This is a genomic window from Streptomyces sp. NPDC016677, from assembly GCF_055562815.1.
The window spans coordinates 39,206-58,157 of sequence record NZ_JBVHEO010000011.1 but is presented as its reverse complement, the minus strand read 5'-3'; the positions used below and the strand labels follow the sequence as shown (position 1 = coordinate 58,157).

General features: G+C 73.2%; 21 protein-coding genes. 7 read left to right on the top strand and 14 right to left on the bottom strand.

Going from position 1 to position 18,952, the window contains the following annotated elements; translation table 11 throughout:
- The first annotated feature begins 226 nt into the window (after window positions 1-226).
- Window positions 227-910: a ribonuclease H family protein gene (locus ACZ3IG_RS25865; RefSeq protein ID WP_467435006.1), complete on the top strand. Its 684-nt coding sequence runs from the start codon at window positions 227-229 to the stop codon at window positions 908-910.
- 12 nt (window positions 911-922) lie between these two features.
- Here the strand turns inward: ACZ3IG_RS25865 and ACZ3IG_RS25860 are convergent, their stop codons facing one another.
- Window positions 923-1,372: an SRPBCC family protein gene (locus ACZ3IG_RS25860; RefSeq protein ID WP_467435004.1), complete on the bottom strand. Its 450-nt coding sequence runs from the start codon at window positions 1,370-1,372 to the stop codon at window positions 923-925.
- Between the two features lie 139 nt (window positions 1,373-1,511).
- On the opposite strand from ACZ3IG_RS25860, the gene ACZ3IG_RS25855 reads away from it, so the two are divergent.
- Both ACZ3IG_RS25855 and ACZ3IG_RS25850 read left to right on the top strand, forming a co-directional pair.
- Window positions 1,512-2,726 carry an FAD-dependent monooxygenase gene (locus ACZ3IG_RS25855; RefSeq protein WP_467435003.1) on the top strand — a complete coding sequence of 405 codons (1,215 nt, stop codon included), beginning with the start codon at window positions 1,512-1,514 and terminating at the stop codon, window positions 2,724-2,726.
- 12 nt (window positions 2,727-2,738) lie between these two features.
- Window positions 2,739-3,722 (top strand): aldo/keto reductase, encoded by a 984-nt coding sequence (locus tag ACZ3IG_RS25850; RefSeq protein WP_467435001.1) that lies wholly within the window; start codon window positions 2,739-2,741, stop codon window positions 3,720-3,722.
- 18 nt (window positions 3,723-3,740) lie between these two features.
- Here the strand turns inward: ACZ3IG_RS25850 and ACZ3IG_RS25845 are convergent, their stop codons facing one another.
- On the bottom strand, window positions 3,741-4,085 hold the full coding sequence (locus tag ACZ3IG_RS25845; protein WP_467434999.1) for a hypothetical protein: 345 nt from the start codon (window positions 4,083-4,085) through the stop codon (window positions 3,741-3,743).
- Between the two features lie 145 nt (window positions 4,086-4,230).
- Here ACZ3IG_RS25845 and ACZ3IG_RS25840 point away from each other — a divergent pair, with 145 nt between their 5' ends.
- Window positions 4,231-4,746, top strand: coding sequence for a DUF6328 family protein (locus ACZ3IG_RS25840; RefSeq protein WP_467434997.1), 516 nt, complete (start codon window positions 4,231-4,233; stop codon window positions 4,744-4,746).
- Between the two features lie 9 nt (window positions 4,747-4,755).
- On the opposite strand, the gene ACZ3IG_RS25835 is transcribed toward ACZ3IG_RS25840, so the two are convergent.
- The 9 genes from ACZ3IG_RS25835 to ACZ3IG_RS25795 form a co-directional block, all read right to left on the bottom strand.
- Window positions 4,756-5,181 (bottom strand): SsgA family sporulation/cell division regulator, encoded by a 426-nt coding sequence (locus ACZ3IG_RS25835; protein ID WP_467434996.1) that lies wholly within the window; start codon window positions 5,179-5,181, stop codon window positions 4,756-4,758.
- A gap of 99 nt (window positions 5,182-5,280) precedes the next feature.
- Complete coding sequence (locus tag ACZ3IG_RS25830; protein ID WP_467434995.1) at window positions 5,281-6,258, bottom strand: LLM class F420-dependent oxidoreductase; 978 nt, start codon at window positions 6,256-6,258, stop codon at window positions 5,281-5,283.
- A gap of 64 nt (window positions 6,259-6,322) precedes the next feature.
- Window positions 6,323-7,303 (bottom strand): threonine/serine dehydratase, encoded by a 981-nt coding sequence (locus ACZ3IG_RS25825; RefSeq protein ID WP_467435175.1) that lies wholly within the window; start codon window positions 7,301-7,303, stop codon window positions 6,323-6,325.
- A 37-nt stretch (window positions 7,304-7,340) separates the two neighbouring features.
- On the bottom strand, window positions 7,341-8,018 hold the full coding sequence (locus ACZ3IG_RS25820; protein ID WP_467434994.1) for an AIM24 family protein: 678 nt from the start codon (window positions 8,016-8,018) through the stop codon (window positions 7,341-7,343).
- 43 nt (window positions 8,019-8,061) lie between these two features.
- Entirely contained in the window at window positions 8,062-9,402 is a 1,341-nt protein-coding gene (locus ACZ3IG_RS25815; RefSeq protein ID WP_467434992.1) for a CAP domain-containing protein, read from the bottom strand.
- A gap of 192 nt (window positions 9,403-9,594) precedes the next feature.
- The gene (locus ACZ3IG_RS25810; RefSeq protein ID WP_467434990.1) at window positions 9,595-9,966 is read right to left on the bottom strand and encodes a UBP-type zinc finger domain-containing protein; all 372 of its coding nucleotides are present in this window, start codon (window positions 9,964-9,966) and stop codon (window positions 9,595-9,597) included.
- Window positions 9,963-11,423, bottom strand: a complete 1,461-nt coding sequence (locus ACZ3IG_RS25805; RefSeq protein ID WP_467434988.1) for an ATP-binding protein — start codon at window positions 11,421-11,423, stop codon at window positions 9,963-9,965. Before ACZ3IG_RS25805 ends, ACZ3IG_RS25810 begins: the two co-directional genes overlap by 4 nt.
- The gene (locus ACZ3IG_RS25800) at window positions 11,420-13,096 is read right to left on the bottom strand and encodes an NAD(P)/FAD-dependent oxidoreductase (protein ID WP_467434986.1); all 1,677 of its coding nucleotides are present in this window, start codon (window positions 13,094-13,096) and stop codon (window positions 11,420-11,422) included. The genes ACZ3IG_RS25805 and ACZ3IG_RS25800 overlap by 4 nt, the downstream gene beginning before the upstream one ends.
- 155 nt (window positions 13,097-13,251) lie before the next feature.
- Window positions 13,252-13,605 (bottom strand): VOC family protein, encoded by a 354-nt coding sequence (locus ACZ3IG_RS25795; RefSeq protein WP_215167176.1) that lies wholly within the window; start codon window positions 13,603-13,605, stop codon window positions 13,252-13,254.
- A 65-nt stretch (window positions 13,606-13,670) separates the two neighbouring features.
- Between ACZ3IG_RS25795 and ACZ3IG_RS25790 the strand changes: the two genes are divergently transcribed.
- The gene (locus tag ACZ3IG_RS25790; RefSeq protein WP_467434985.1) at window positions 13,671-14,543 is read left to right on the top strand and encodes a universal stress protein; all 873 of its coding nucleotides are present in this window, start codon (window positions 13,671-13,673) and stop codon (window positions 14,541-14,543) included.
- A gap of 1 nt (window position 14,544) precedes the next feature.
- Here ACZ3IG_RS25790 and ACZ3IG_RS25785 read toward each other — a convergent pair whose 3' ends face one another.
- Window positions 14,545-15,780 (bottom strand): DUF4032 domain-containing protein, encoded by a 1,236-nt coding sequence (locus ACZ3IG_RS25785; RefSeq protein WP_467434983.1) that lies wholly within the window; start codon window positions 15,778-15,780, stop codon window positions 14,545-14,547.
- 352 nt (window positions 15,781-16,132) lie between these two features.
- Here ACZ3IG_RS25785 and ACZ3IG_RS25780 point away from each other — a divergent pair, with 352 nt between their 5' ends.
- Together ACZ3IG_RS25780 and ACZ3IG_RS25775 are read left to right on the top strand one after the other, a co-directional pair.
- Entirely contained in the window at window positions 16,133-16,696 is a 564-nt protein-coding gene (locus tag ACZ3IG_RS25780) for an esterase/lipase family protein (protein WP_467434982.1), read from the top strand.
- 53 nt (window positions 16,697-16,749) lie between these two features.
- The gene (locus ACZ3IG_RS25775; RefSeq protein ID WP_467434981.1) at window positions 16,750-17,586 is read left to right on the top strand and encodes a PhzF family phenazine biosynthesis protein; all 837 of its coding nucleotides are present in this window, start codon (window positions 16,750-16,752) and stop codon (window positions 17,584-17,586) included.
- A 16-nt stretch (window positions 17,587-17,602) separates the two neighbouring features.
- Here ACZ3IG_RS25775 and ACZ3IG_RS25770 read toward each other — a convergent pair whose 3' ends face one another.
- Both ACZ3IG_RS25770 and ACZ3IG_RS25765 read right to left on the bottom strand, forming a co-directional pair.
- Window positions 17,603-18,022 (bottom strand): RidA family protein, encoded by a 420-nt coding sequence (locus ACZ3IG_RS25770; RefSeq protein ID WP_467435173.1) that lies wholly within the window; start codon window positions 18,020-18,022, stop codon window positions 17,603-17,605.
- A gap of 129 nt (window positions 18,023-18,151) precedes the next feature.
- Window positions 18,152-18,934: an MBL fold metallo-hydrolase gene (locus tag ACZ3IG_RS25765; protein ID WP_467434979.1), complete on the bottom strand. Its 783-nt coding sequence runs from the start codon at window positions 18,932-18,934 to the stop codon at window positions 18,152-18,154.
- Window positions 18,935-18,952: the final 18 nt, after the last annotated feature.

The window sequence follows — 18,952 nt, the reverse complement described above, 5'->3', positions numbered from 1 at the left end:
GATGTCTGCCGCACGGCCGCCGACTGCGACGAGGCCGTCTCCCGCGCCACCGAGCGCGCCACCGAGCGCGACGGCGTGCCGCGCTCCGTCCGGCGGACTCGCCCTCCGGCCGGTTCGCGGCGCCGCGCGCCCCGCGGGGGCGCGCGCGGACATCTCCTGGACGCCGGCCGGCGAAGCCCTCGGACCCGGGCGGGACCCCGCACCCGGTCATGACATCATCGAGCCCATGCGTGAACGTGTTGTGGCCGCGTGCGACGGGGCCTCGAAGGGCAACCCCGGACCGGCGGCCTGGGCCTGGGTCGTCGCGGACGAGAGCGAGACCCCGGACCGCTGGGAGGCCGGCCCGCTGGGGCGGGCCACCAACAACGTCGCCGAACTCACGGCGCTGGAGCGGCTGCTGGCCGCGACCGACCCGGCGGTGCCGCTGGAGATCCGGATGGACTCCCAGTACGCGATGAAGGCCGTCACCACCTGGCTGCCCGGCTGGAAGCGCAACGGCTGGAAGACCTCCGCCGGCAAGCCGGTCGCCAACCAGGAGCTGGTCGTCCGCATCGACGAGCTGCTCGACGGCCGCTCGGTCGAGTTCCGCTACGTACCGGCCCACCAGGTCGACGGGGACCGGCTCAACGACTTCGCGGACCGTGCCGCCAGCCACGCGGCCGTCGTCCAGGAGGCGGCGGGCAGCACCCTGGGTTCCCCCGAGCCCCCGCCCGCGCCGGACACCCCGGCCAGGGCCCCACGCCGCAAAGCCCCCACCGCCCGGAAGGGCGGCGGGGGCTCCGCGCGGACGATCAAGGCCAAGTTCGCCGGGCGCTGCCTGTGCGGACGCTCCTACGCGGCCGGCGAGTCCATCGCCAAGAACGACAAGGGCTGGGGCCACCCGGAGTGCCGCACGGCGGCGGCCGGGTAGCGGCGGCGCGCCTCACACCACGCCGCGCCAGGCCCCGGTCTCGTGGCCGCGCCGCTCGATGAAGTGCTTGAAGCGCTCCAGGTCGCCCTTGGTCTGCCGCCGCACGACACCGAGCTTGTCACCCACCTTCTCGGCGACGCCGTCCGGCCGGAACTCCATCTGGAGCATCACCTTGGTGTGATCGTCGTCGAGGCGGTGGAAGGTGACGACCCCCGCCTGCTCGGTCTCACCGGCGACCGTGGTCCACGCGACCCGCTCGTCCGGGATCTGCTCGGTGATCCGCGCGTCGAACTCCCGGCGCACCCCGTTCACGTTCGTCACCCAGTGCGTCAGGGTGTCCGTGCGCTGCTCGATGCGCTCGACCCCGCTCATGAACTCGGGGAACGACTCGAACTGGGTCCACTGGTCGTAGGCGGTGTGGACCGGCACGCCGACCTCGATGGATTCCTCGACCTGCGACATCAGGTACTGCCTCCTTCGGCTTTCGTCGGGTGGACGGTCCGGGTACCCGGCGCCCGCGGCGCGAACCTCCTGATTGCCCGTCACTTCACTGTTACCCTGCGGGTTATATGACCGTTTTGCGGCATTTTCAGGAGGGTGTGTGAAGATCGCCTGCGTCGGTGGCGGGCCCGCCGGGCTGTATCTGTCGATCCTGTTGAAAAGGGACGACCCCGACCACGACGTCACCGTCCACGAACGAGACCCGGAAGGCTCCACCTACGGCTGGGGCGTCACCTACTGGCGCCCCCTGCTCGACCGGCTCCACCACCACGACCCCGAGTCGGCGCGCGCCGTCGAGGAGTACTCGGTGACCTGGCGGGACGGCGTCGCCCACGTCGGAGCGCTGACGGCGCGTCACCGGGGCGACACCGGCCACGGCATCGGACGGCACCGGCTGCTGGAGATCCTCGCCGCCCGGGCCCGCTCGCTCGGCGTACGGCTGGAGTACGGGCACGAGGTCGGCGCGGACCGGCCGCCCGCCGCCGACCTGGTCGTCGCCGCCGACGGCGTGGGCAGTGCGCTGCGCGCCCGGCACGCCGGGCACTTCGGCACCGAGGTGCGCGCCGGACGCAACCGCTACCTCTGGCTCGGCACCACCAAGGTCTTCGACGCCTTCACCTTCGCCTTCACGGCGACCGACCACGGCTGGATCTGGGCCTACGGCTACGGCTTCGGCCCCGGCCACAGCACCTGCGTCGTCGAGTGCGCGCCCGAGACCTGGACCGGCCTCGGCCTGGACCGGGCGGACGAGGGGGAGGGGCTGGTGCTGCTGGAGAAGCTCTTCGCCGACATCCTCGACGGCCATCCGCTGATCGCACGGCCGGCCACCGGCGGCGCCCTGCCCTGGCAGCCCTTCCGCACCCTGACCAACCGCGTCTGGTCGCGCGGCAACCTGGTCCTGCTCGGCGACGCGGCCCACACGACGCACTACTCCATCGGCGCCGGCACCACCCTCGCCCTGGAGGACGCCGTCTGCCTGGCCGCCGCCCTGCGCGAGCACTCCGCCGTGCCGGACGCCCTCGCCCGCTACGAGGCCGAACGCCGGGCCGCCCTGCTCCCCGTACAGAGCGCCGCCCGTTACAGCGCCCGGTTCTACGAGAACCTGCCGCGCTACCTCGCCCTGCCGCCCGAGCAGATGTTCGCGCTGCTCGGACAGCGCCACTCACCCCTGCTGCCACACGTCCCGCCCCGCCTGTACTACCGGCTCGACCGGGCGGCGGGACGGCTCGCGCCGCTGCGCCGGGCCAAACGCCGGCTGGGCCCGAGGATGGCCCGCCTCGCCCAGACCAGGGCCCTCGCCAAGGCCGGCGGATGACAGACTGACCTCATGGAAGAACGCGCATTCGACAGGTCGGGTCAGCACGCCTCCGTGATCGGTCTCGGCACCTGGCAGCTGGGCGCCGACTGGGGCGACGTCGACGACAAGGAAGCCCTGGCGGTGCTGGAGGCGGCGGCCGAGGCCGGGGTGACCTTCTTCGACACCGCCGACGTCTACGGCGACGGCCGCAGTGAGGAGACCATCGCCGCTTTCCTGCGCGGCCGGCCCGACCTGCACGTCATGGTCGCCACCAAGATGGGGCGCCGCGTCGAGCAGGTGCCGCAGAACTACGTCCTGGACAACTTCCGCGCCTGGAACGACCGGTCCCGGCGCAACCTCGGCGTCGACATCGTCGACCTGGTCCAGCTGCACTGCCCGCCGACCCCCGTCTACTCCACGGACGAGGTGTTCGACGCCCTGGACACCCTGGTGGCCGAGGAGCGGATCAAGGCGTACGGCGTCAGCGTGGAGACGTGCGCCGAGGCGCTCACCGCGATCGCCCGGCCGAACGTCGCCAGTGTCCAGATCATCCTCAACCCGTTCCGCATGAAGCCCCTGCGCGAGGTCCTCCCGGCCGCCCGGGAGGCCGGCGTCGGGATCATCGCCCGGGTGCCGCTCGCCTCCGGCCTGCTGTCGGGCAAGTACACCCGCGAGACCGTCTTCGCGGCCAACGACCACCGCACCTTCAACCGGCACGGCGAGGCCTTCGACCAGGGCGAGACCTTCTCCGGCGTCGACTTCGCCACGGGGGTCGAGGCCGCCGCGGAGTTCGCCGCGCTGGCCCCCGACGGCTGCACCCCGGCCCAGCTGGCGCTGCGCTGGATCGTCCAGCAGCCCGGCGTGACCACGGTGATCCCCGGCGCCCGCTCGCCCGAGCAGGCCCGGGCCAACGCGGACGCCGCCGCGCTGCCCGAGCTGTCCGACGCCACGCTCGCGGCCGTCACGGAGCTGTACGAGCGGCGGATCATGGAGCAGGTGGAAAGCCGCTGGTGACGGCGGGCTCAGGCCGCCTCACGGCACCAGGTGGAGTTCCCGCTCCTGCTCCTGGTCGCCGGAGGCGGCGCCCTCGTCGCGGGTCGTGAAGGCGTGGGCCAGCGTCTCGCTCGCCGCCGTCACGGCCTGCGGCGTGCCCTGCACGGTGACGGTCACCGGAGCGGACAGCCGCGCCCCGGCCGCGGGCGCCCGGGAGGCGTCCGGAGCCGACGGGGAACGGAAGGTGGCGGTACGGACCGTGGCCCGGTCGTCCGCCGGAAGGTCGTCCGGGGCCCCGAACACGCCCTCCAGCGCGTGCACGACCGCCCGCGCGTCGTCGATCCCGCCGCCGCTGAGCGTCACGGTGAGCTGCGTGTCGGACATCCTTGGCGACCTCCTCGTACGGTGCTTCGGTCGACGTCCGTGTAACCGTGCCCGCACCTCCCAAACAGGGCGTCCGCCCGTCGCCGTGTCTGAGTGACGGGAAGCCGGGAAGCTGTCAGTCACATCGTGACAACCGGGAGGACCAGTGGCGGACGCGGGCGCGGGCGCGGGCGGGACGAAGGACACGGGCAGGCGCCGGGGGCGCGACGAGACCGAGGAGGAGCGCGCCGACCGGATGTGGACGGAGCTGATCCAGGAGGTCCGCGTCGCGCAGATGGGCGTACAGATCCTGTTCGGCTTCCTGCTGACGGTCGTGTTCCAGCCCAAGTACGAGCAGCTGTCCGACACGGACCAGAGCATCTACCTGATCACCGTGGTCCTGGGCGCCGCCGCGACCGGTGCGCTGATCGGACCGGTCTCGCTGCACCGGCTCGTCTCGGGCCGGCGCGTCAAGCCCCAGGCCGTGCGGTGGGCCTCCCGGCTCACCCTGCTCGGCCTGGTGCTGCTGCTCGCCACGACGACCGCGTCCCTGCTGCTGATCCTGCGCGTCGCCACGCACGACGGCTTCGTGCCCTGGCTGGTCGCGGGCGTCGTGGCCTGGTACCTGCTGTGCTGGTTCGTCATCCCGCTGTGGACGCGCTACCGCCACACCTCGGACTGAACCGCCGCCTCAGCCCGCGTCGATGACCTCCGCCAGGAAGTCGTCGACGCGGAACTCCTCGCGGCCCGGGGGCACCACGGCGTACGTCTCCCGCAGGAAGGCCGCGACGGCCGGGGCCCACGCGAACACCACGGCGTGATGACGGTCCCCGTCGGCGCGCGGGTCGCCCAGGAACTCGACGCGCAGTTCGTCCAGCGTCCCCTGGGACACGGGCCGCAGCCGTACGTCGCCGATGCCGACCGGACGCAGCAGTCCCTCGGCGACCATCTCCCGGTCCAGTGCCCAGCGCGCCAGTACGTGGCCGTCGTGGCTGAAGACCACGGTGAGCGCGAACGGGTCCGCGGCGTCGTACTCGAGGTGGGCGAAGACGGGACAGCGCTCCGTGTCACCCGCCTGGAGCTGTACGACGAGCGTGTGGTGCACGAGGGAGTTCACGAACGGGCCTCCGGGAGAGAATCTGCCTGGAACCCTCCGGGTACCCCCGTCCCCCGCACAATGCTCCGGCGTCCGGGTGATTGTTCCGGGCGACCGGGCTCACGATCTGCCCAGTGCCTCGCGCAGCGCGGGCAGCAGGGTCTTCTCGGACCAGTCCAGGAAGGCCGGCTGGGACTCGCCGCCGATCTGCACCAGCGCGATCTCCGTGAAGCCGGCCTCGGCGTAGGGGCGTACCGCCTCCACGAAGGCGTCCGGGTCGTCGCCGCACGGGATGGACCCGGCGACGTCGTCCGGGGTGACGAACTGGGTGGCCGCCGCGAAGGAGTCCGGGTGCGGCAGCTCGGAGTTGACCTTCCAGCCCAGACCGAACCAGCGGAACTGGTCACGGGCGCGCCTGACCGCCGTGGACCGGTCGGGGTCGTACGACACCGGCAGCTGGCCCACCCGCGGCTTGCCCGTGCCGCCGTGCCGGTCGAAGGACTCCAGCAGCTCCGGCTTGGGCTCGGTGGCGATCACCAGGTCGGCGAGCCGGCCCGCCAGCGCGCAGGACCGCTCGCCGGAGACGGCCATGCCGATGGGCGGCGGACTGTCGGGCAGGTCCCACAGCTTCGCGGACTCCACGTCGAAGTGCTTGCCCCGGTAGGTGACGTGACCACCCTCGAAGAGCGCCCGGATGATCTCGACGGCCTCCTCGAACATCTCGTGCCGTACGTCGGCGGTCGGCCAGCGCCGCCCCACCACGTGCTCGTTGAGGTTCTCGCCCGAGCCGAGCCCCAGCCGGAACCGCCCCTCGGACAGCAGCTGCATGGTCGCCGCCTTCTGCGCGACCACCGCCGGGTGGTAGCGCAGGGTCGGACACGTCACGTACGTCATCAGCGGGATGCGCCGGGTGGCCTGGGCCGCCGCGCCCAGCACGCTCCACGCGTAGGGGGAGTGCCCCTGGGAGCGCAGCCACGGGAAGTAGTGGTCCGAGGTGACCGAGAAGTCGAACCCGACCTCCTCGGCCCGCACCACATGGCCGACCAGTTCACGGGGGCCGGCCTGCTCGGTCATCATCGTGTATCCGATTTGCACCATAAGCGCCGGGTCCCCTGCCAGGCCGGGAGGAAACAGCCCGGCAGGGGACCCGGCGGGCCCGCCGTCAGTGGCGGGGGAGAGGCGCGCCGTCCAGCCCGAAGCGGGCGGACCAGGCCGCCATGTCGGGGACCGTCGCGTTGCCCCCGCACACCACGAGCCCCAGCCGGGCCCCGTCGCCGACTCTCTCCCGTACCCGCCGGGCGGCGGGCAGCAGACAGCCGGCGGCCGGCTCGGTCCACAGCTTGGCGTGCTCGGCCAGCTCCAGCGACCCCTGTACGGCCTCCCGGTCGGACACCACGAGCACCTCGGTGACCAGGGCCGACACATGGTCGTAGGTCAGCTGCGAGACGGCCGGGGCGCTGAGGGTGGAGACGATCGACGACAGCTCGACCGGCAGCGGTCCGCCCGCCGCCAGCGCCCGGGACATCGCCTCGGCGCCCTCCGTCTCCACGCCCCACACCCGTACGCCGGGACGGGCGGCCCGCAGCGCCGCCGCCACCCCGGCGATCAGTCCGCCGCCCCCGATGCTCACCAGCACGTCGGTGAGGTCACCGGCGTCGGCGGCGAACTCCAGGCCGACGGTGCCCTGCCCGGCGATCACCACGGGGTCGTCGAAGGGATGCACCAGCGTCAGCCCCTCCTCGCCCAGCCGCCCGGCGAGCGCGAACGCCTCGGCCATGCCGTCCGTCAGCCGCACCGACGCACCCGCCTCCTCGGCGATCCGTACGGAGCGGGCGGGCGCCGAGCGCGGCATCACCACCGTGGCCTTCACAGCGAGGTCGGCGGCCATGACCGCGAGCGCGATGCCGTGGTTGCCGCCGCTGACCGCGACCACCCCGGCGGCCCGCTCCGCCTCGCCCAGCGACAGCAGCTTCGCCACCGCGCCGCGCGCCTTGAACGAGCCGGTGCGCTGGAGCAGTTCCAGCTTGGTGGTGACCGGAACCCCGAGCAGCGTGGACAGCCCCGGACCGGGCACCGTCGGGGTGCGCAGGACATGTCCGGCGATCCGCTCCGCGACGGCTTCGATCTCTTCGATACCGATCAAACTCATGCGATTCCGATCGAACTCAAGGGAGTGCCTCTCAGTGCTGCTGGGCCTTCTGCGGCGTCGCCTCGCTGGGCCGGACCACCACGTACCCCTGGCCCTGGAGCATCAGCTGGACGGCCTCCCCGGAACCGCCGCGCAGCATCGAGCCGATGGACTGCGAGCGGTGCAGCGAGGTCTGGAGCCCGGCGGTCCAGCCGACCACCGCGTCCGTGTCGACGTACACCGGGTACTGCGGGGAGACCGGGATGACCAGCGGGGTGCCCTCGCACACCAGCCCCAGTCTGCCCTGGCCGGTGAAGACGCTGTTGAACAGGCCGCCCCCGCTGATTCCGGCGCCCTTGACGGTGGCGATGCGGTACGCCAACGAGGCGTCGAAACACAGCACGTTGCGGCCGTTGACCGTGAACTCGTCGCCCTGGTCCACCTCCACGACGAAACAGTTCTGCGCCTCGTGGGCGAACCACGCCTCGCCCTGTCCGCGCACCGCCATCAGCGGCAGGCCCTCACCGGTGACCGCGCGCTTGAGCATGCCGCCCACGCCCTGGCCCTTGCGCTCGAACTGGAGGTTGCCGCGGTAGGCGACCATGGCGCCCTGGCGGGCGAGCATCTCGCCGTTCACCGCGTACCGGATGCATTTGGAGTTCTCGACGGTCATGCCCGGCGCCTGCGCGGGCTGGACCATGTGCTCACTGGTAAAGAGGTCACCCTTCATACGGGCATCCTGTCCCGGACCGGTCCCTTCCGCCAAGATCGGGTCAGCCCCCGAACAACTGCGTCCAGTACGTGCCCGCCCGGCCGCCGCCGGCCAGGCCGATCCCGATGTGTGTGAACTCGGCCTTCAGGATGTTGGCGCGGTGGCCCGGGCTGTTCATCCAGCCCTCCACCACGGCGGCCGGGGAGCGCTGCCCGCAGGCGATGTTCTCGCCGATCGTGCCCCGCGCGGCACCGGCGGCGACGGCACGGTCCCGGGGTCCGCCGCCGTCGGGGGAGGTGTGGGAGTAGAAGTCCCGGGTCACCATGTCCGCGCTGTGCGCCTGCGCGGCGGCGGTGAGCAGCGGATCGGGGGCCAGCGGCCGCAGCCCCGCCGCGGTCCGCTCCCGGTTGGTGAGGGCGACGACCTCCGTGGCCGTCCGGGCCAGGCCGGCCGGGGTCAGCGGCGAGGCCCACAGCGCGGTCCAGTAGGTGTCGCCCGAGGGTCCGCCGGTGACGTGGGCCAGGCCGACGTGGGTGTGGGCCGGGTCGTGCAGGGTGCGGCGGGCGCCGTCGGTCCTGAGGCAGTAGGCGACGAACTCGCCCGGGGCGCGCGGTCCGGACACCAGGTGCTCGCCGACGGTCAGGTAGGCGTATCCGGCGCCGAGGGCGCGCTGGTAGACGGAGATCCCGTCCCGGGTCTGCACGCTCAGCGTGCCCGCGGCGGCCATCGCCGAGGCGTGCGCGCGGGCGGCGGCGGCCAGCCGGGCGTCGAGCGCGACGGGCGGGGAACCGGCGGCGGCGCGGGCGGAGTTCACCTCCCGGAGGAAGCCGTCGTCCTGCGGCGGGGGGACCGGCCCGGCACCCGGGTGGCCGCCCACCGCGGGCACCGCCCCCGGGCCCGTCGCGGCGACCGCCGGCGGCGTCTCGTCGTCGACGTCCACCCCGAAGTCCCGGGCGAGCCCGGCCAGTCCGTCGGCGTAGCCCTGTCCCAGGGCCCGCAGCTTCCACCCCTCGCCGCGCCGGTAGAACTCCGCGAGCAGCAGCACCGTCTCGCGCCCCGGGCGCGGCGGCGTGAACCGGGCCAGGGCGCGGCCGTCCGCGTCCGTCACCCGCAGCGTGGGGGAGGGCAGCGCGCTCAGCTCGGTGCCCGGGTCGGCGGCGCTGACGGCGACCGTCACCCGGGTCGCGCCGGCGCGCAGCGCGCGCGGGTCGACGGTGAGGGTGTCGCCGCGCAGCCGGGCGCCGGGAGCCTCCGGCTGGTTGTAGAAGACGAAGTCGTCGTCGCCGCCGACCTTGCCGCCGTCGCCGGTGATGAGCGCGGACACGTCGAAGCCGCCCGGCACCCGTACCTGAACGGGACCGCCCGGCAGGGCGAGGTTTCCGCCCGGGACCAACTCGTTCATGGCACCGCCCTGTCGTCGTGCTCGCGCTCCGGTGGGGGTGCCGGGTGAACGGGTGGAGCGGCACGAGGGTTCCCGGCGTGATCCGGTCCCGGCGGTGCGGTGGTGCGGTGCGGTGCGGTCGTGCGGGTCGGCCGGCGCCGGCCCGCCGGCGCCGCCGGCTGCGGCCGCCCCGGGCGTGCGGTGCGGCCCGCCTCAGCCGCGCAGCGACCGCGCCCAGTCCGCCGGTACCCGGCCCGCCGGTCCGGGCGACGGCTGGTCCTCGGGGTGGCTGACCGGCGGGGCGAGCGCCGGTCCCGACTCGCGCAGCCGGCCGGCCGCGTAGTCCCAGAACCAGTCCTCGCCGGGCTCGTAGCTCTGCACCACCGGATGCCCCGAGGCCCGGAAGTGGGCGGTGGCGTGCTGCCCGGGCGAGCTGTCGCAGCAGCCCACGTGGCCGCAGGCGGCACAGCGCCGCAGGTGGAACCACCAGCCGCCGCCCGCCTCGCACTCGGTACAGCCCGCGCCGCTCGGCGGTACGGCGGGGTCGATCGCCCGGCCGTCGCTCACGTCGCTCACATCACTCATCCCGGCTCCTCGGCCGTCGGTCCGGGCTCCGCCGCGGTGAGCGGCAGGAGCACCTGGAAGCGGGTGTCGCCCGGCCGGGAGTCCACCTGGAGGCTGCCGTGGTGCTTGTCGACCACGATCCGCCAGGAGATGTCCAGGCCGAGCCCGGTGCCCTCGCCCACCGGCTTGGTGGTGAAGAACGGGTCGAAGATACGGTCCCGGATCTCCGGGGGCACCCCCGGCCCGGTGTCGCGGAACTCCACGAGCAGCCGGTCGTGCTGCCGGACCGTCCGCACGGTCAGCGTGCCCTCCCCGCCCGCGCCGTCCATCGCGGAGACCGCGTTGTCGATCAGGTTGGTCCACACCTGGTTCAGCTCCGCCGGATAGGCGGGCACGCCCGGGAGCGTACGGTCGTAGTCCTTGACCACCTTGATCCGCGGGCCGATCTTGCCCGACAGCATCAGCAGGGTGCTGTCCAGGAGTTCGTGCACGTCGGCGATCCGGTACGGCGCGCGGTCCAGCTGGGAGTACTGCTTGGTGGCGTCCACCAGGTGGGAGATGCGGGCCGTGGAGTCGCCGATCTCGTTCATCAGCAGTTCCGTCTCGACCGTGTAGTTGAGCCAGCCGACCGCGTTCGGCAGGATCTCCTCGTCCACAGCCGCCGCGACCTGGTCCAGCCACTCGGCGTCCAGCCCGGCCTGGACGAAGGTCGGCGCGTACTGCCAGCCGTTGCGGATGCCGTGACCGTCCAGCCAGTCCGTGACCGCGTCCTCCCGGTCCGCGGCCTCCATCGGGGTCAGCGCGGGCGCCTTGGTGACCCGCTCGGCCGTGCGTTCCTGGATGTCGATGAGCCCGGCCAGCGCCTCCCGGGAGAACGGCCCCCCGGCGATCACCGCGAGCTTGTGCCGCATCTTCGCCACCCGCTCCCGCAGCGTGGCGGTGGCCCGCACCGCCGCGGCGGCCGGGTTGTTCAGCTCATGGGTGAGCCCGGCGGACAGCGAGCCCAGCGCCAGCAGCCGCTCACGCTGCCCGACGGCCCGCTGGGTGCTCTTCGAACCGAAGAACAGCCCCTCCAGCAGATGGACCGCCATCGGGAACCACTCCTGCATGATGCTCGCGAACGTGTCCGCGGGCAGCACGAAGAACCGGGTCGGCGCGGTGACCCGCAGGGAGTTGTTGTAGACCTGCGGCACCCGGTCCCCGAGATAGGCCTGCATCGCCCCGGCGTACACCCCGCGCTGCGAGGTCCGGTGGGTCTCCACGTCGTCCCCGCCGACCCGGCGGGAGAGCACCACGGAGCCCTCCAGCATCACGTAGAAACAGGTGGCGGGGTCTCCCTCGGCGTACACCGGGCCGGGCTCGAACAGCTCCACCCGGCCCTCGGCGCACAGCCGCCCGAGCTGCTGCGGCGTCAGCTTCTCGAACAGGAACAGCTCCCCGATCTCGCCGGGGCTGCACGGCATCGGACGGCCGCTCACGACTGCTCCAGATACCGGTGGACGAGCATCACGGCCATGGCACCCTCTCCTACGGCGGACGCGACCCGCTTGGCGGACTCGGCGCGGGCGTCGCCCGCCACGAACACGCCGGGGACGCTGGTCTCCAGGTGGTACGGCGGCCGGTTCAGCTCCCACCCGGCCGGCGGCCGTCCGTCGGCGGTCAGGTCCGGCCCGGCCAGGATGAACCCGCGCTCGTCCCGCGCCACCGTGCCGTCCAGCCAGTCGGTGAGCGGGGCCGCGCCGATGAACACGAACAGCCACTGCGCGTCGACCAGTTCGCTCCGCCCCGACTCCGTGTCCCGCAGCGTGAGCCGTTCCAGACGGCCGTCGCCGTGCGCGGACTCCACCACCGTGCCGCAGCGCACCACGATGTTGGGCGTCTCCTCGATCTGCTGGATCAGGTAGTGCGACATCGACGCCGCCAGCGACGGGCCGCGCACCAGCAGCGTCACCGACTTGGCGCCCCGCGCCAGGTACATCGCGGCCTGCCCGGCCGAGTTGGCGCCGCCGACGATGTACACGTCGTGGCCCTGGCAGGCGGCGGCCTCGGTCAGCGCCGATCCGTAGAACACGCCGCAGCCGGCCAGGTCGCCGGTGCCCGGGGCCGCCAGTTCCCGGTAGGAGACGCCGGTCGCCAGGATCACGCTGTGCGCGGCGACCGCCGAGCCGTCGGAGAACCGTACGGTCCGCGCCGACCCGTTGACCTCCAGGCCGGTCACCTCCCGGGCGGTGAGGATCTCGGCGCCGAACTTCGTGGCCTGGCGCCGGGCCCGGTCGGTGAGCTGGGCGCCGGAGACGCCGTCCGGGAAGCCGAGGTAGTTCTCGATGCGGCTGCTCTGCCCTGCCTGCCCGCCGGTCGCCGACCGCTCCACCAGGACCGTGCGCAGCCCCTCGGAGGCCCCGTAGACGGCCGCGCCCAGGCCGGCCGGGCCGCCGCCGATCACCACCAGGTCGTAGAAGTCGGCGGCCGGCGTGGTCGCCAGGCCCACCCGCGCGGCGAGGTCGGTGGCCTCCGGCTCGACCAGCGGCGTCCCGTCCGGCGTGATCACCACCGGCAGCCGCTGCCCGTCCTGCCCGGCGGCCGACAGCAGCCGCCTGCCCTCCGGTTCGTCGGCGGAGTACCACCGGTACGGCACCTGGTTGCGGGCCAGGAACTCCCGGACCTCGGAGCAGCGGGCCGAGAAGCGGTGTCCGACGACCTTGGTGCTGGGCACCGGCTTGTGGTCGCCGGCCCGCCACGCCGTGAGCAGGTCGTCCAGGACCGGGTAGAGCTTCTCCTCCGGCGGGTCCCACGGCTTGAGCAGGTAGTGGTCCAGGTCGACGACGTTGATCGCGTCGATGGCCGCGTTGGTGTCCGCGTAGGCGGTCAGCAGGACCCGGCGCGCGGCCGGATAGACGTCCATGGCCTGTTCGAGGAACTCGATGCCGTTCATCCGCGGCATCCGGTAGTCGGCGAGGATCACGGCGACGAGATCGCCGCGGAGTTTCAGTTCGCGCAGCGCCTGGAGCGCGGACTCCCCGGACTCCGCGCGCACGACGCGGTGCGCGGCGCCGTAGCGCCGCCGCAGGTCGCGGGCGACGGCCCGGGACACCCCCGGGTCGTCGTCCACGGTCATGATGACGGTCCGTGCCGTCTCGGCGGCCTGTGTCATGCGTCCCCCACGTCGGGCGGCCGGGTTCACGGCACGGCGGATTCCGTGACCGCACCGGCCGCCGTCCATCGTATGTTCGATCGTCGTGCGCTGCCCGGCGTGCGGGACCCGGCCCGGATCACGTGCGCCGCCCGGCGCTCGCCGCCCGGCCCGGGTCAGCCGCGGCGCGCGCCCAGCACGCAGAACTCGTTGCCCTCCGGGTCCGTCATCGTCACCCAGGACTGCTCGCCCTGCCCGACGTCGGCGCGGCGCGCGCCCAGCGCGAGCAGCCGGGCGACCTCGGCCGCCTGGTCGACGGGCCGGAAGTCGAGGTGCAGCCGGTTCTTGACGGTCTTGGCGTCCGGCACCGGGACGAAGAGCAGCCCGGGCAGCCGGTCCGGCTCCGGCCGGATCTCGTACACCCCCGAGGAGTCGTCCACCACCACCCAGCCCAGCGCCTCGGCCCACCAGCGGCCGAGCGCCTCCGGATCGGCCGAGTCGATGATCACTTGTTCCCACTCCAACGTCATGGCGGGCAGGGTACGTAAGGAAGACTGACAGCGCACGGAATTACCGCGACGCAGGGAGGAACCGCATGACGCGCCCGATCACGGCAGGGGTGGACGGATCGGAGGAGAGCCTGGCGGCACTGGCCTGGGCGGCCCGGCAGGCCGTCCGGCAGGGGGCGGCGCTGCGCGTGGTGCACGTCTGGCGGTTCGAGCCGGAGGCGGTGGAACGGGCCGGGGACCGGGACGCGCAGGGGCGGTGGGTGCGCGAGACGCTGGCCGAGGCGGTGGGCACGGTGACGGCCCGCCATCACGGCCTGGAGGTCACCACCGACGTGGTGGAGGGCGACCCGGTCCAGACGCTGGTCGCCGTGGCGGCCGACACCGGGATGCTGGTGCTCGGCTCGCGCGGCCACGGGGCGGTCGTCGGCTTCCTGCTCGGTTCCGTGGGCCAGCAGGTCATCGCCGAGGCCACCCGGCCCGTCGTCCTGGTCCGCGCCGGTGACCGTCCCTCCGACGAGGTGGCCGGGCACGAGATCGTCGTCGGACAGCAGGGCGAGGCGGAGGACAGCGCCGAGGTGCTGCGGTTCGCGTTCGAGGCCGCCGCCGCCCGCGGGGCCACCGTACGCGCGGTACGGGCCTGGACCCTGCCGCCGCTGTTCTCCTACAGCCCCGCCTCGCTCAAGCTGCTGGACGACGCCGGGGGCCTGGAACCCTACGAACGCAAGGCGCTGGCCGAGGCGCTCAGGCCGTGGCGGGACCGCTTCCCCGACGTGCCCGTGGTCGAGCACGTGGAGATGGGCAGCGCCGGGCAGGTCCTGCTGTCGGTGGCCGGGCGTGCCCAGCTGATGGTCGTCGGCCGCCGCGCCCGCCGCTCGGCCGTCGGCGCCCGGATCGGTTCGGTCGCCCACGGGGTGCTGCACCACGCGGGCTGCCCGGTGGCCGTCGTACCCCACGGGTGAGTCAGTCCCCGGTCGTCGGCCGGAGCGTCTCGCGGGCCTTGGGCAGGACGTCGGCGATGTAGTCCTGGACGGCGGTGTCCAGGCCGATGTCGTGCTGGGCCCGCTCGGAGAGGTACCAGCGGTGCTCCAGCAGCTCGTGGTAGATCTCCGCCGGGTCCATCGCGCCGCGCAGCTCGTGCGGCACCGCCCGCACGGTGGGCCGGAACACCTCGCGCACCCAGCGGTGGGCGAGGACCTCCGGGCGGGCGCCCAGGGGGTCGTCGGGGGCGTAGTCGTCCTGGCCGGCCATCCAGGACTCCAGGTCGTTGAGCAGCCGCCGGGCCTGGTTCTCCTCGGCGTCCAGGCCCGTCAGCCGCAGCAGCTGGCGCTGGTGGTGCCCGGCGTCGACGACCTTGGGCACGAAGGTGACGGTGTCGCCGTCGGCGGCGTGCTCGATCTGCATCTCGGCCACGTCGAAACCGAGGTCGTTGAGCCGCCGTATCCGCCGCTCTATGTAGTGGTACTTGCCCGCCGGGTACACGGAGGTCCGGGTCAGCTCCTGCCACAGGCTCCGGTAGCGGGCGCAGATCTCGGTGCCGAACTCGATGGCGTCCACGGACGGGTGCAGCGCGCCGGACGCCTCCAGGTCGAGCAGCTCGCCACTGATGTTGACCCGGGCCAGGTCGAGGTCGTAGTCCCGCTGGCCCTCGCTCAGCCGCGGGTGCAGCTCGCCGGTCTCGGCGTCCACCAGGTAGGCGGCGTAGGCGCCCGCGTCGCGCCGGAACAGGGTGTTGGACAGCGAGCAGTCGCCCCAGGCGAACCCGGCCAGGTGCAGCCGCACCAGCAGCACCGCCAGGGCGTCCATCAGCCGGTGCATGGTCGCCGGGCGCAGCGTCGTCTCGAACATCGACCGGTACGGCATCGAGCCGCCGAGGTGCCGGGTGATCAGCACCGGCTCCAGCGGCTCGCCCGTGGCGTCCGCGCGGCCGGTGACCACGCCGAGGGCGTCCACCGCCGGGATGCCGAGGCGGTCCAGGTCGCGCAGCAGCTCGTACTCGCGCAGCGCGGGCCGCTCCGCCAGTTCCTTGACGGCGACGATCTCGTCCCCGGCCCGGGCGTACCGGACCACGTGCCGGGAGATCCCGCGCGGCAGCGGTACGAGGTGCTTCTCGGGCCACTCCTCCAGCGGGGTGTGCCAGGGCAGTTCGAGCAGGAGCGCCGGGTGCTCGGGGTTGGTCGCGTTGATCTGCAGAGCCATGGGTCGGTGTCCTCGTCTCGCCGGTGAACGGGATCACCTTAAGGACTTCTCCGCGATGCCGGCCCGTTCGGGAGCGGGCGTGACAGCTCCGCTGCCGGCGTTCTCGTACGACGGTGAGGGCGACCGTGAAGACGACGGTGAGGACGACGGTGACGGCGAGATCGCGCCGACTCCGGTGGGAGGCGCGGTGCCCGTTTGTGACGGAGCGAGGCAGAACAGCGGTCGCCTTTCGTGTCGGTCGATTCATTCGGGACTGTTTTCTTTCCGATCATGGCCCACCGGTTTGCGGACGGGTATAACGGGCGATGTGCATGGCTGGTGGGTGTTCCGCCGGTACAGGGGGTGGCGGTCGATGACGACGATGCCAGGGGAACTGCGATCACGGACGACCGTCCATGTGGTGTTCGTGCACGGCCTGTTCTCGTCGGTCGGAGTGTGGGACCAGTTCCGGAAACTGCTCGCCGCCGACGAGGCATCGCGCGGTGTGGTCGCCCACTGCTGTCCCTGTGGAAGCCGGAAGATCAAAATACGCGCCGACCGCGCGATCGCCGAGTACGACGACACAGCGGACTCGCTCCGTACCTACTCGCGCGTCCAGATCCCGGGAAAGGGCCGGGTCGTCCTGGTCAGCCACAGCCAGGGCGGCCTGATCGTCCAGCGCTTCCTGGCCCGGACACTGCGCGAGGCCCAGGGGCCCGCGCTGAGCCGCGTCGCGCGGGTCGTCAGGTTCGCCTGCCCGGACCACGGCTCGACGTTCTTCCTGTCGCTGCGCCGCTCCCTGTTCTTCTGGCGGCACCCGCAGAAGCGGCAGCTGCGGCCCTGCCACGCCGTGAAACCGAGTCACGGCGGCCGGCGGATCGCTCTCGGTTTCTCCCTGGGCCTCACCGACACCGGAGACCTGCTGGCCCGGGGCTGAGAGCGTCGCGGGGCCCCGATCGCGAACCGAAACACCTGACTGATGTGGTGACTATGGAAGTACTGCGTTATGCCGCCTTCACCAAGCAGGCGGACGGCGGAAACCCGGCCGGTGTCGTCCTGGACGCCACGGGGCTGGCGGACACCGACATGGCGGACATCGCCAAGGACGTCGGATACTCGGAGACCGCGTTCGTCGTCCCGAAGGGCGACGGCCACCTGGACGTGCGGTACTTCAGCCCGAGCGTCGAGGTCCCCTTCTGCGGACACGCCACCATCGCGACCGCGGTCGCCTTCGCCCGGCAGTACGGCGCGGGCGAGCTCACCCTGCGCACGCCGGCGGGTGTCGTCCCGGTGCACACCGGCGTCGACGACACCGGCTGGGTCGTCGCCACCCTGACCAGCGTGCCCCCGCGGACGGCGGCGGTGACCGATGCCCAGACCGACCAGTTGCTGGACGTCCTGGGATGGCGGCCGTCGGATCTCGACCCGCTCCTGCCGCCCCGAGCCGCCTACGCCGGCGCCTGGCATGTCGTGCTGGCCACCGCCTCGCGCGACCGGCTGGCCCGGCTCGACTACGACATGCCGCGTCTGGCCGCCCTGATGAACCGCCACGGCTGGGTGACGGTCGATCTGGTCTGCCGGGAGAGCACCACGGTCTTCCACGCCCGTAACCCCTTCCCCACCGGCGGGGTCTTCGAGGACCCCGCCACGGGGGCCGCGGCGGCCGCGTTCGGGGGCTATCTGCGGGAGGCGCGCCTGATCCCCCTGCCGTCGCGGCTGACCGTCCTCCAGGGGTACGACATGGGCCGTCCGAGCACCATCACCGTCACCGTTTCCGAGGACCCGCGCACCGGCATCGGCGTCACCGGTACGGCCGTGCCCCTGTGAGGGCGCGGCCCCGCCGTCACCGGTCGATCTCGACCAGGGTCTCGATCTCCACGGGCGTCCGCAGGGGCGGGTCCGCGACCCTGCCACCGCGCGGGCGTGTGCGCCGCGGGCGCCGAACACCGCCTCGTGGAGCGCGCTGGCGCCGTCGACGGGCTGCGTCCAGGTCACGGAACCCGGGTGTCACCGCTACATAGCCGGTGACCTTGACGATGCGGGTCACCCGGTCGATCCCCGCCCTCGCGTCGACGGCGGCCAGCGACGCGAGGGCGCAGCGCCGGCTCAGCTCTCGGGCCAGGGACACCGGCACGTCCCCGCCCACGTGCCCGGTCGCCGCCGATCTGCCGTCCTCAAGGGGGATCTGCCCCGCCACGAAGACGTACCGGCCGCTCACGACGGCGGGCACGTACCGGTCCTTGGGCGGACTGACCGACGGCAGGCTCAGTCCCAGTGAGGCGAGAACCTCCGAGGGGGAACGGCCCGGTCCGGCTCATGCGGCGACATGGGCCGGGTCCAGAGGTGCTGTGGCTGGATGTCGGGGGAGTTCGGGGGGGTTCGGGGGGCCACGTCAACGGAGGGAAGCGGAACCCCGTGCCCGGCCGGCGGGCTCGGCGCGCTCCCGTGCCCGCCGCGCGGCCAGGGCCACGGACCCGTGGTGCGCCGGCCCGTGGCCGGGCAGCAGGAGGTCGCCGTCGAGTTCCTCGAACACGTCCAGCGACGCCACCGTCCGGGCGCGCTCGTGGTGGAACATGTCGGGCAGCAACTGCGGTCCCTCGGCGCGGGAGACGGGGTGGCCGGTGACCAGGGCGTCGCCCGAGACCACCACCCCGGTCTCCGGCAGGTGGTAGGCGCAGTGGCCGTCCGTGTGTCCCGGAGTGTGCACGGGGACGGGCCGGCCGGGCAGGTCAAGGGCGCCCGCCGCCGGGAACGGCCGTGGCTCGGCGACCGGCAGCCGCGCGGTGCCGCCGGACCGGGCGGCGTGCGTGATCCACGGCAGCACGCCCGGCCGCCAGGCGTTGCGCAGGACCGTCGGGACCGAGACCTGCTGGAGGAAGTCCCGTCGGGCGTGGGGTACTTCGGCCGCGTGCAGCAGGACGGGCGTGCCGTACGTGGTGCGCAGGTACTCGGCGGAGCCCAGGTGGTCGTTGTGGGCGTGCGTGATGAGGACGGCCGCCACCGCCTCGGGCGAACTCCCCGCCGAGGCCAGCGAGTCGAGCACCGCCTGCCGGTCACCGGGGTAGCCGGTGTCGATCAGCGTCACCGCGTCCCCGTCGGCGAGGATCACCCAGTTGGTGTCGCTGCCGTGCACCAGATAGGTGCCGTCCGCGACCTGTCGCACGTCGGCGCTCATCACTCACTCCGCGTCCTG

Excerpts from the sequence above, each read along its gene's own strand:
- ACZ3IG_RS25865 (WP_467435006.1), top strand. The coding sequence starts at position 227 with ATGCGTGAACGTGTTGTGGCCGCGTGCGACGGGGCCTCGAAGGGCAAC.
- ACZ3IG_RS25860 (WP_467435004.1), bottom strand. The coding sequence starts at position 1,372 with ATGTCGCAGGTCGAGGAATCCATCGAGGTCGGCGTGCCGGTCCACACC.
- ACZ3IG_RS25850 (WP_467435001.1), top strand. The coding sequence starts at position 2,739 with ATGGAAGAACGCGCATTCGACAGGTCGGGTCAGCACGCCTCCGTGATC.
- ACZ3IG_RS25845 (WP_467434999.1), bottom strand. The coding sequence starts at position 4,085 with ATGTCCGACACGCAGCTCACCGTGACGCTCAGCGGCGGCGGGATCGAC.
- ACZ3IG_RS25830 (WP_467434995.1), bottom strand. The coding sequence starts at position 6,258 with ATGGTGCAAATCGGATACACGATGATGACCGAGCAGGCCGGCCCCCGT.
- ACZ3IG_RS25820 (WP_467434994.1), bottom strand. The coding sequence starts at position 8,018 with ATGAAGGGTGACCTCTTTACCAGTGAGCACATGGTCCAGCCCGCGCAG.
- ACZ3IG_RS25815 (WP_467434992.1), bottom strand. The coding sequence starts at position 9,402 with ATGAACGAGTTGGTCCCGGGCGGAAACCTCGCCCTGCCGGGCGGTCCC.
- ACZ3IG_RS25810 (WP_467434990.1), bottom strand. The coding sequence starts at position 9,966 with ATGAGTGATGTGAGCGACGTGAGCGACGGCCGGGCGATCGACCCCGCC.
- ACZ3IG_RS25800 (WP_467434986.1), bottom strand. The coding sequence starts at position 13,096 with ATGACACAGGCCGCCGAGACGGCACGGACCGTCATCATGACCGTGGAC.
- ACZ3IG_RS25795 (WP_215167176.1), bottom strand. The coding sequence starts at position 13,605 with ATGACGTTGGAGTGGGAACAAGTGATCATCGACTCGGCCGATCCGGAG.
- ACZ3IG_RS25790 (WP_467434985.1), top strand. The coding sequence starts at position 13,671 with ATGACGCGCCCGATCACGGCAGGGGTGGACGGATCGGAGGAGAGCCTG.
- ACZ3IG_RS25785 (WP_467434983.1), bottom strand. The coding sequence starts at position 15,780 with ATGGCTCTGCAGATCAACGCGACCAACCCCGAGCACCCGGCGCTCCTG.
- ACZ3IG_RS25780 (WP_467434982.1), top strand. The coding sequence starts at position 16,133 with ATGACGACGATGCCAGGGGAACTGCGATCACGGACGACCGTCCATGTG.
- ACZ3IG_RS25775 (WP_467434981.1), top strand. The coding sequence starts at position 16,750 with ATGGAAGTACTGCGTTATGCCGCCTTCACCAAGCAGGCGGACGGCGGA.
- ACZ3IG_RS25765 (WP_467434979.1), bottom strand. The coding sequence starts at position 18,934 with ATGAGCGCCGACGTGCGACAGGTCGCGGACGGCACCTATCTGGTGCAC.